The organism is Variovorax sp. J22P240, assembly GCF_030316855.1.
In the GTDB taxonomy this organism is placed as follows: domain Bacteria; phylum Pseudomonadota; class Gammaproteobacteria; order Burkholderiales; family Burkholderiaceae_C; genus Variovorax.
Window position 1 is genome coordinate 113,136 of record NZ_JASZYR010000016.1, and the last position, 9,855, is coordinate 122,990.

Sequence of the window (9,855 nt, forward strand, 5' to 3'; positions counted from 1 at the left end):
ACAACGTGACCGAACGATCCCTCCCGCCGGGGCTGCACCGCGACACGCTCGCGGTGCGCACGGCGCTCGACCGCAGCCAGTACGGCGAAAACTCCGAGGCCCTGTTTCTGACGAGCAGCTTCGTGCAGCCCGACGCCGAGACTTCGGCTCGCCGTTTCGCCGGCACGGAAGAAGGCTTCACCTACACGCGCACCTCGAACCCGACCGTGGCCAGCTTCGAGCGTCGTCTGGCCGCGCTCGAAGGCACCGAGGCCGCCATCGGCGCGTCGAGCGGCATGGGCGCGATCCTCATGATGTGCATGGGGCTGCTGAAGGCAGGCGACCACGTGGTGTGCTCGCGTTCAGTGTTCGGCTCGACGCTCAACCTGATCGGCCGCGAATTCGGCAAGTTCGGCGTCGAGACCACCTTCGTCTCGCAGACCGACGTCGCCGAATGGACTGCGGCGATTCGTCCGACCACCAAACTGCTCTTCGCCGAGACGCCGACCAATCCGCTGACCGACGTCTGCGACATCCGTGCGCTGGCCGATCTTGCGCACAACGCGGGCGCGCTGCTGGTGGTCGACAACTGCTTCTGCTCGCCGGCGCTTCAGCGGCCGACCGAATGGGGTGCCGACCTAGTCATCCACTCGGGCACCAAGTACCTCGAAGGTCAGGGCCGCGTGCTCGCCGGTGCGATCTGCGGTTCGTCGAAGCTGATCAACGAAGTCTTCGGCCCCGTGGTGCGTACCGCCGGCATGGCGCTGTCGCCGTTCAATGCATGGGTCGTTCTCAAGGGGCTCGAAACACTCGGCATCCGCATGCAGGCGCATTGCGCCGGCGCCCTCGCGCTGGCGCAGTGGCTCGAAACGCAGCCGGGCATTGCGCGTGTCTACTACCCCGGGCTGGCTTCGCATCCGCAGCACGAGCTGGCGATGCGGCAGCAGGCGGGGCAGGGCGGCGCCGTCGTGTCCTTCGACGTGAAGGGCGATGGTCCGGAAATGGCCCGCGCCAATGCCTTCCAGGTGATTGACAGCACGCGTGTGCTCAGCATCACCGCCAACCTCGGCGATACCAAGACCACCATCACCCATCCAGCCACCACCTCGCACGGGCGTCTCACTGAAGCGCAGCGCCAGGCGGCCGGCATCGGCCAGGGCCTGATCCGCGTCGCGGTGGGCCTGGACCATATCGACGACATCAAGGCCGACCTCCTACGCGGCTTGAGCACCCTGGCATGACACAGAAGACCCGCACCCGTTTCGCTCCTTCGCCGACTGGCTTCATCCACCTCGGCAACATCCGCTCGGCACTCTATCCGTGGGCCTTTGCCCGCTCGACTGGCGGCGACTTCATCCTGCGCATCGAAGACACCGACCTCGAGCGCTCGACGCAAGCCTCGGTCGACGTCATCCTCGAAGGCATGCAGTGGCTGGGCCTCGACCATGATGAAGGCCCGTACTACCAGATGCAGCGCATGGACCGCTACAAGACGGTGCTTGCCGAACTGCAGGCCGCTGGCCAGGTCTACCCTTGCTACATGAGCGTGGCCGAGCTCGATGCGCTGCGCGAGAAACAGATGGCGGCCAAGGAAAAGCCGCGCTACGACGGCACCTGGCGTCCCGAGCCCGGCAAGACATTGCCGCTAGTACCTGAAGGCGTCCAGCCCGTGTTGCGCTTTCGCAATCCGCAAGGCGGCGTGGTCGCGTGGGACGACAAGGTCAAGGGCCGCATCGAGATCGGCAACGACGAACTCGACGACCTGGTGATTGCGCGTCCCGACGGAACGCCGACGTACAACTTCTGCGTCGTGGTCGATGACATCGACATGGCGATCACGCACGTGATTCGTGGCGACGATCACGTGAACAACACACCGCGCCAGATCAACATCTTCCGTGCACTCGGCAAGGAGCCGCCCGTGTATGCGCATCTGCCGACCGTGCTCAACGAGCAAGGCGAGAAGATGAGCAAGCGCAATGGCGCGAAGCCCGTCACGCAGTTCCGCGACGAAGGTTTCTTGCCCGATGCGATGGTCAACTATCTTGCACGCCTCGGCTGGAGCCATGGCGATGACGAAATCTTCTCGCGTGCGCAGTTCATCGAGTGGTTCAACCTCGATCATCTCGGTCGCAGTGCTGCGCAGTTCGACGAGGCCAAGCTGCGGTGGGTCAATGCGCAACACCTGAAGGCGATGGCTGACGATGCGTTGGCGCCGCTCGTCGCTGAGCAGTTGCAAAAGCGTGGCATCGTCGCCGATGAACGCCTTTCCGCCATCTGTGGCCTTTTCAAGGATCGCTGCGACACCACCGTCGCTCTCGCGAACTGGGCTGCAGCCTTCTATGCGGACGTGTCCGCGAGCGAAGCGGATCGTGCGCAACATATCACCGATGCGGTGCGGCCCGCCATCGCAACTCTGGCCGACAAGCTCTCGACAGTTGCATGGGAAAAAGTCGCGATTGCATCCGCCATCAAGGAAGTGCTGGCCGCACATGCGCTTAAAATGCCGGCTCTCGCGATGCCTGTACGCGTGCTGGTGATGGGAACAACACAGACACCGTCGCTCGATGCAGTGCTCGCGCTCTTTTCTCGCGAAACTATTTTGAAGAGATTGAAGGAGGCCTGATTTTCAGGCTATAATTTGAGGCTCGACACCCACACGGGGGTATAGCTCAGCTGGGAGAGCGCTTGCATGGCATGCAAGAGGTCAGCGGTTCGATCCCGCTTACCTCCACCAAGGTTGTCGAGTAGAAGAAACAAGCGCTGATCGCAGCGCGGTTCCTAAGGTTTTGACCCTATCGTCTAGAGGCCTAGGACACCACCCTTTCACGGTGGCTACCGGGGTTCGAATCCCCGTAGGGTCGCCAGTTTTCACCGCTTGGTGAAGCGGGCACAAGTCGCAGCACTTGGCTCCATATGGAGCGAACGTTGTCTACCAGGAGTGGTAGTTCAGTTGGTTAGAATACCGGCCTGTCACGCCGGGGGTCGCGGGTTCGAGTCCCGTCCACTCCGCCAAAACGCAGAAAAGCCGTTGCAAATCATTGATTTGCAACGGCTTTTTTCATTGTTGGCCCAATCTCCAGGCCCTGTCCCTCTCGCGCCTCATGCGGCCCACGTTGATCAGCGTCATGGCGAAAGGACCTTAGCTCTTCCGCAGGCTTCGCAGCTTGATGGAGATGGCCTCGTTCAGTTTTTCCAGATTCGTGCTCAGGACCTCGACGGACAAGACCATTCCGGCCTTGTCATCGGCCCTGAATGCCGCTTCGATGGCCTCGCATGCGTGCACGACTTCGGTGGCCTTCACGATGCGCGCCGCGCCTTTGATCTTGTGTGCACACGCCGCGGCCTCTTGCAATGCGTCGGATTGGACCAGCGTCTGCAACTCCATCAGATCGCTGAGATTGGTGCGCAGCAACGCGTCGAGGAAGTCGGCTTCAACAGTGCCGTCTCCACCGGAGAAGGTCTTCAGCGATCCGACATCGAAGCGCCCATCCAAGCCTGACGCGACTGGCGCTGCTACCGACAGGTCGTCATCGCTGTCCAGGTGGCGAACAAGCGCTCGGAGCAATTCGTCGAGCCCCGTCGGCTTGATCAGGCACTCATCCATGCCCACGGAAAGAGCATGCCGGCGGTCTTCCTCTTGGGCGTGTGCCGTCCAGGCGAGGATGGGACAGCGTGGCAAGTTCTGCTCCCTTTCCTGGGCGCGGATGGCGGCGGTCAGCTCATAGCCGTCCATGACTGGCATCGAGCAGTCGGTGATCACCAGGTCGAAGACGTCGTCGCGCCATTTCTTGAGAGCCGATTCACCGTTGTCGGCAGAGTCGGAGCGGAAGCCCAGGTGGTCGAGTTGGCTTTGAAGCAGAAGCCGATTGGCCGGGTGGTCATCGACGACGAGAAGGTTGTAGCGGCCAGGCGGACCGAGGCGCGCAGGCCATTCACTCTCGCCCGCCGCGGACACGAGCTCAGGCTCGGGCGCTGACAGCACGGGCAGTTCGAAGGTGACGCGCACGAGGGTGCCATGCCCCGGCTTGCTGTCGACGGAAATCTTGCCGTTCATCCGTGCGCAGATACGTTGAACAATGGGCAACCCGAGCCCCGTGCCGCCTTGCGTGCGAGGGCCTGCCGACTCGGCCTGAAAGAAGGGCTGGAACAGATGAGGTATGTCTTCCGTGGCGATTCCGATGCCGGAGTCCTCGACCTCGAGCGCGATCGTCTCGACGTCACCGCTTCGGCCGACATGCTGAAGGCGCAGGTGAATTCCGCCAGTGTCGGTGTACTTGATCGCATTGCTGACGAGGTTGTAGACGATCTGCCGGAACCGAAGCCCATCCGTCTCATGCCAAAGGGAGATCGCGGGATCGGTCTTCACGTCGATCGCCAATCCGCGCTGACGCGCGAGGCCCTCGAAGACCTGTGCGACATCCGCGACGATTCTCTGAAGCTGCGCCGGCCGCAGCACGATTTCCAAGCCGCCAGCCTCGATCTTGGAGATGTCCAGGATGTCGTCGATCAGTTCGAGCAGCGACTTGGCCGATGCAAGTGCGACCTCGATCGATTCCTTGTCTTGCTCACCGAGGCGTCCTCTGCGAAGCAGCAATTCGAGCATGCCCATGATCGCATTCATCGGGCTGCGAATTTCATGGCTCATCGTCGCGAGAAAGTTCGACTTCGCCCGGTTTGCCGTCTCGGCCTTCGTCCGGGCGGACTCAACCATGTCAAGGAGTTGGTAGCGCTGCGTGATGTCGACAGCTCCGGACACCAGGGCGACGGGCGGGTCGCCTTCACGCAGAGATATAGGTGACGCCCAGTGGAAGACCTGGGACGTGTGGCCGTCGATCGTCATTTCGATGTCTTCGCTGACGTGTACGCCCTTGTCCAGGACATCGCGATAGCGCAGTTCCACTTGGGCAACCGCCTCGGGATTTTCCCTCGCGTACAGATGCTCGGAGGGTCTTCTGCCCAACAACACCGCATTGGAAACGTTGTAGGCACGCTTGAACGCGGCGTTGCACAGCGTCAGTCTCAGGTCGCGGTCACGAACGGCAATGGCATGCGGCATTCCGTCGAGCATCGCCTCGCGAAAGGCCAGTTCTTCGCGAAGCTGCTTCTTCACAGCCAATGTTCGCTGCACTTCCTTGTGCAGCGAACGGTTCCAGATAACGAAGAGGGCCAGACAAAAGAGCAGAACAGCGCCCGCTCCGTAGGCCCAGCGATAGTAAATGCTCCAGTCGATGGTGTGGCGACGCGGGAAGATCCAGTTTTCGTGCACGCGTCGCATCGCCTCGGGCGACACGCTTTCCAGCGTCTTGTTCAGGATGGAGCGGAGTTCCGGATGCGCCGATTGCACGGCGAATGCGATGTCGACAGGCGCTTCGTCCATCGCGCCAGCCACCTTCAGTCGATCGGCGTAGTGCTGTTGAATGAGAAAGCTGGCCGTCACGATGTCGGTGACTGTCACGTCCGCTCTGCCGGATGCGACTTCCTCGTAGCTCGCCGGGATCGAGGCGACCGGAATCAGGCGGGCACTGGGTACGCGTTCCTTGATCTTTGCAGCGACGCCGTTGGGGGGTAGATAGGCGATGCGCTTGCCCGCGAGGTCGTCCACCCGAACGAAATCGGCTTCGCCGGCGCGCGAAACCACGACCCAGTAGGCCTGGAAATAGGTATCTGTCACTGCCAAGCCTGCAGGCGACTGCGCGCCACGTGCCACCACAGGCAACAGCTCCGCCGGCCCGGCGAGGCCAGACGTCGGCGCGCTCTGCCGGGCGGCGTCGATAGGCACAAACGCGAGGCCGGTCTTGGTCGAGATGAGATCGAGGACTTGAATGCTCAGACCGTCGAGGTGCCCGGACTGGTTCACAAAGATGAACGGTATGCGATCTTCGGAGGCTGCGATTCGGACCCGGGGATGCGCTGCTATCCAGCGTCGCTCGTTGTCTGAAAGGCCCGCGTGTCCCGCGGTGTCTATCGCCGTTGAGGCGGCCAACCAACGCAGCTTGATATCGTCGATCGCTCTTGCAGGTATTGCCGCAAGAGCGCGGTCGACGAGCCGAAGTCGCATCGAATCACTGGCTCTCATCGCGAAGTGGAAAGATGAGTTGCTTTCCACATCGAAATCCGTGGGATGCAATGACAGCGAGTACCGATCGATGAGATAGGAAACGCCGGCGCCACTGCCCACGAAGATGTCGAGCCCGTTGCTCGCGACGGCGGTCAGCCCGGCGAATTCGCTGCCGAAGGTGCTCAGCCGGGCGTTTGGATAGGCGCGCCGCAGGGCGTTGGGCGAGATATGTCCCGACACGTAGCCGACGCGGATCTCGGCGTTCTTGTCGACCGGTCGGTCTGGGACCACGACCTGCACATCGCGAGCGGGAAAGTACGGCGAGGACAGCGCCGCACCGGTTCGGGCGTCAGCACCTGGCATCGAGGGCACGATGTCGATGTCCCCGCGCGCGAGCGCGAGAAGGGCGGCCTCCTTGTCGTCGAATGCCAGGACCTTCAACGTCAGACGGAGGACCTTGGCGATGACGTCGAGGTAGTCCGCGGAAATGCCTTCATACCTGTTGTCCAGGTCCACCATGTCGAAAGGAACGCGACCGTTGGGCAGAACTCCGACCGTCAGCGTCGGATCCTTCGCAAGCAACTGTGATTCTTGCTCATCGAGCTGGATCGAGACGCCCGTCACACGCGCGTGGCCCGATGCCTCCAATGCGACCGGCGCCTTCTCGTCGGCGCGAACCCCCGCGCAGAAAGGCAGGCACGCCGCCAGCATGAAGACCATGTGCCAGGCGTGCCGAGTCCGATGAATCGTCGCGGGTCGCGTCTCACGTTTCATGTGATCAGGTGATTCGTGCGTGCGAAATCGACCAGCTCCACGATCGTGGAGATGCAGAGCTTGTCGAAGATCCGTGCCTTGAAGGTGCTCACCGTCTTGTTGCTGATGAGGAGAATTTCTCCGATCTCCCGATTGTTCATCCCGCGCGCGAGGTACTGCAACACCGCCAACTCCCGGTTGGTCAGCGCTGATAGCGGCGACGCGCGTGGGTTCGACAAGGACACGATCGCGGAAGTCGGAAACACGCTGTAGCCCGCCATGACCGACTTCGCCCCTTCGGCGAGCTTGCGCATGTCTTCGTTCTTGCTCAGGAAGCCATCGGCTCCCGCCTGCATCGCACGCGTCGAGAAAATGGTCTCATGTTGCGCGGACAGCACGAGCACCTTCGTGCCGGAAAACTCGCCCCGAATGCGCCCGATAAGGCTGAGGCCACTCATTCCGGGAAGATCCAGATCGAGGATCACGAGCGCCGGGGACTTCTCGCGAATGATTGCGAGAGCGGCCGGCCCTGTCTCTGCCAGGCCAACCACCTTGAATCCGCTGATCGCTTCGATCGTTACCTTGACCGCAAGGCAGATCGCGGGATGGTCGTCGACCACCACAACTGAGTACATGCTGCTTCCTTTGGCCTGCGCCATGTTGGTGTCTATCGGCATCGGACGCGCAGTCGTCGCTTGTCACGAAGGCTGGCTGCCTCCGGATTCGAATGCAGCGCCGATGAGCGACCTGTGGATTGGACTGCGGCGAGCTTTTCGAAGATGTACGAAATTTCCTATTGGAAAATGGAAATGTTCCGTTTGTCTCACGGGAAATTTCGGGTTCCAGCCATGACGTGAGCAGAGCGTGAGTTAATTCACAGGCCAATGCCCGGCGAGAGGTCCTTCTGGAAATGGCGCTCGCGAGACTGGCGGACTTCAGCCTGCACGGCGTGCGGTGCTTGTCAATTGATTTTCAAGTGTGTGAGCTTGTTTCAATGCAGGAAATATTTCACAATTTTTGGTTCATCTGCTGCCTCGAGTAGCGTGAAATATTCCTCAAGCCGGAATTGAGCGCAAAGGGCTCGCGAACAACTTTCGATGTCAAACTAAGGTTCACAACATTCCGAAAAAACCATTTGATATCAACGAGTTCGTGAACTAGTTCACGCACGCGCCGATGTAGTAGAAAAGTCCAAAAGACTTTCAGAAAGTTCCTACCGTCGCCTGGACGCTTCCTACATTGAAAGAACGGGTGCCAGCGTCCAATAGACCCATCAATTCCCGACGACCTCGCTACGAAGCGACGAAACGGGATCCGATGGGTCCGGTCTCTCTAATAGAAGCCAGATCAATCGGTTCGATTTTTTCAAATTTTCGAATCTATTTATTAGGGGTCTGGCTATGAACAAGAGTTACCGGGTTGTCTGGAATGAATCGGCGGGTACCTACACTGCGGTGCAGGAAACGGCCAAGGGTCGTGGGAAGTCCAAGTCGGCGGTCGTGGCTGCGCTTGCCTTGACGGTCGTGGCAGGCGCGCTGGGCTTCGCCGGTGATGCATCGGCGTATGCGGCCGGTGCGAACGTCGTCCAGGGCAATTCGTTGAACACCGTTATTGGCGACAACGCTAGCGGCGGTACAGGCTGCGCTACTCTCGGCGGAACGGACCCGAGCGGCAAGCCCTCCGTGTTGAGCCTGCAAAGCACGTGTGCCACCGTTATCGGCAACAGTGCAAGCACCAACTCTGGCGCAACCACGGTCATTGGCGACCACGCGTCCACGACGGGCAGTTTCTCCGTGGCAGTCGGCGCGAACGCCACGGCCGGCGTCTATTCGCAAGCTGTGGGCGCGGGCGCCACGGCGTCCGGCGATCACGCCACGGCGATTGGCCAAAGCGCATATGCGACGACATCGGATACGACCGCCATTGGCACCAACGCCGTGGCGACCGGCGTCCACGCCGTAGCGCTGGGCAGTCGCGCCAGCGCTACGGCAGACGACGCTTTCGCCCTTGGATGGGGAACGGAGGCAAATGCAACCGGTGCCATGGCCTTTGGAACACGAACCAAGGCTCTCGCCAAGAACGCGATGTCCATGGGCACGGACGCACGGGCGACGACGGAGAACTCCGTGGCGCTTGGAGCGAACTCGCTGGCTCAATCTACAACCCTCGGCACTGCGGGTTACAACCCCGGCAACGCCGGGCTCGCTGCCGGGACCGCCAGCGGCGGCGAAGTCTCTATCGGCAAGAGCGGTAGCGAGCGTCGCATGACGAACGTTGCGGCAGGCCTGAGCGGTACGGACGCCGTCAACGTCAGTCAGCTGCAATCTCTCAATGGCAAGGTGGACCAGCAGGGGTCCACGACGGCGACTGCGATCGGTGGTGGCGCGACGTACAACTCGACCACCGGCGTGATCGGCGGATCGAGCTTCGCGCTGAACAACGCCAACATCATCAACGGCACCACTGGCGCGAAGACCACCATCACCAACGCCTTCCAGACGGTGGACGATGCGCTGGGCAGGGTCAGCGCCACGGCCAATAAGGGCTGGAACGTGACCACGGCCGCCACCGGCACCGGCAAGGTGACGGGCACCAGCGTGGCGAACGTTGCCCCTGGCGCGACGGCCACCTACACGGCGGGCAACAACATCGCCATCACGCAAAGCGGCACGGGCATCACGATCGCGACGTCGGACACGCCGACGTTCTCCAGCGTGACGACCAATAACCTGACGGTGAACAACAACACCACGATGGGCGGCAGTCTGACCGTGAACGGCACGACGAACCTGAACGGCGGCACGACCATCAGCAACAACCTGACGGTGAACCCCGGCACCACGGTGAACATGGGCGGCAACAAGATTGTCAACGTGGCGCGCGGCCAAGCCGACGGCGACGTCGTGAACGTGTCGCAGCTCAACGAGGTAAGCACGACCGCCAACAAGGGCTGGAACATCAGCGCGCAGGGCGCCAACAGCACCAACGTGGCTCCGGGCGAGACGGTCGATCTGAAGAACACCGACGGCAACGTCGTGGTCGCCAAGACCACGGCCAGCGAC

The 9,855-nt window shown here is 61.6% G+C and carries 5 protein-coding genes and 3 tRNA genes; 6 read left to right on the forward strand and 2 right to left on the reverse strand.

All coding sequences use genetic code 11. The annotated features are described in order from the left end of the window. Positions 1–5 precede the first annotated feature (5 nt). The 5 genes from QTI24_RS26690 to QTI24_RS26710 all read left to right on the forward strand — a co-directional run bounded on the left by QTI24_RS26690 (position 6) and on the right by QTI24_RS26710 (position 2,994). Positions 6–1,220, forward strand: coding sequence for an O-succinylhomoserine sulfhydrylase (locus QTI24_RS26690; RefSeq protein ID WP_286604484.1), 1,215 nt, complete (start codon positions 6–8; stop codon positions 1,218–1,220). After that, on the forward strand, positions 1,217–2,605 hold the full coding sequence (gene gltX, locus QTI24_RS26695) for a glutamate--tRNA ligase (protein WP_286604485.1): 1,389 nt from the start codon (positions 1,217–1,219) through the stop codon (positions 2,603–2,605). The genes QTI24_RS26690 and gltX overlap by 4 nt, the downstream gene beginning before the upstream one ends. Before the next feature lie 35 nt (positions 2,606–2,640). After that, a tRNA-Ala gene (locus tag QTI24_RS26700) sits at positions 2,641–2,716 on the forward strand. A 54-nt stretch (positions 2,717–2,770) separates the two neighbouring features. Next, a tRNA-Glu gene (locus QTI24_RS26705) sits at positions 2,771–2,846 on the forward strand. A gap of 71 nt (positions 2,847–2,917) precedes the next feature. Next, positions 2,918–2,994: transfer RNA gene (locus QTI24_RS26710), tRNA-Asp, on the forward strand. Positions 2,995–3,121: 127 nt separating this feature from the next. Here QTI24_RS26710 and QTI24_RS26715 read toward each other — a convergent pair. Both QTI24_RS26715 and QTI24_RS26720 read right to left on the reverse strand, forming a co-directional pair. Beyond that, on the reverse strand, positions 3,122–6,814 hold the full coding sequence (locus QTI24_RS26715; protein WP_353506115.1) for an ATP-binding protein: 3,693 nt from the start codon (positions 6,812–6,814) through the stop codon (positions 3,122–3,124). Beyond that, positions 6,811–7,452, reverse strand: a complete 642-nt coding sequence (locus QTI24_RS26720; RefSeq protein WP_286604486.1) for a response regulator transcription factor — start codon at positions 7,450–7,452, stop codon at positions 6,811–6,813. The genes QTI24_RS26715 and QTI24_RS26720 overlap by 4 nt, the downstream gene beginning before the upstream one ends. A gap of 741 nt (positions 7,453–8,193) precedes the next feature. Here QTI24_RS26720 and QTI24_RS26725 point away from each other — a divergent pair. Next, positions 8,194–9,855: ESPR-type extended signal peptide-containing protein (locus tag QTI24_RS26725; RefSeq protein WP_286604487.1), on the forward strand; the 1,662-nt coding region annotated here is incomplete at its 3' end.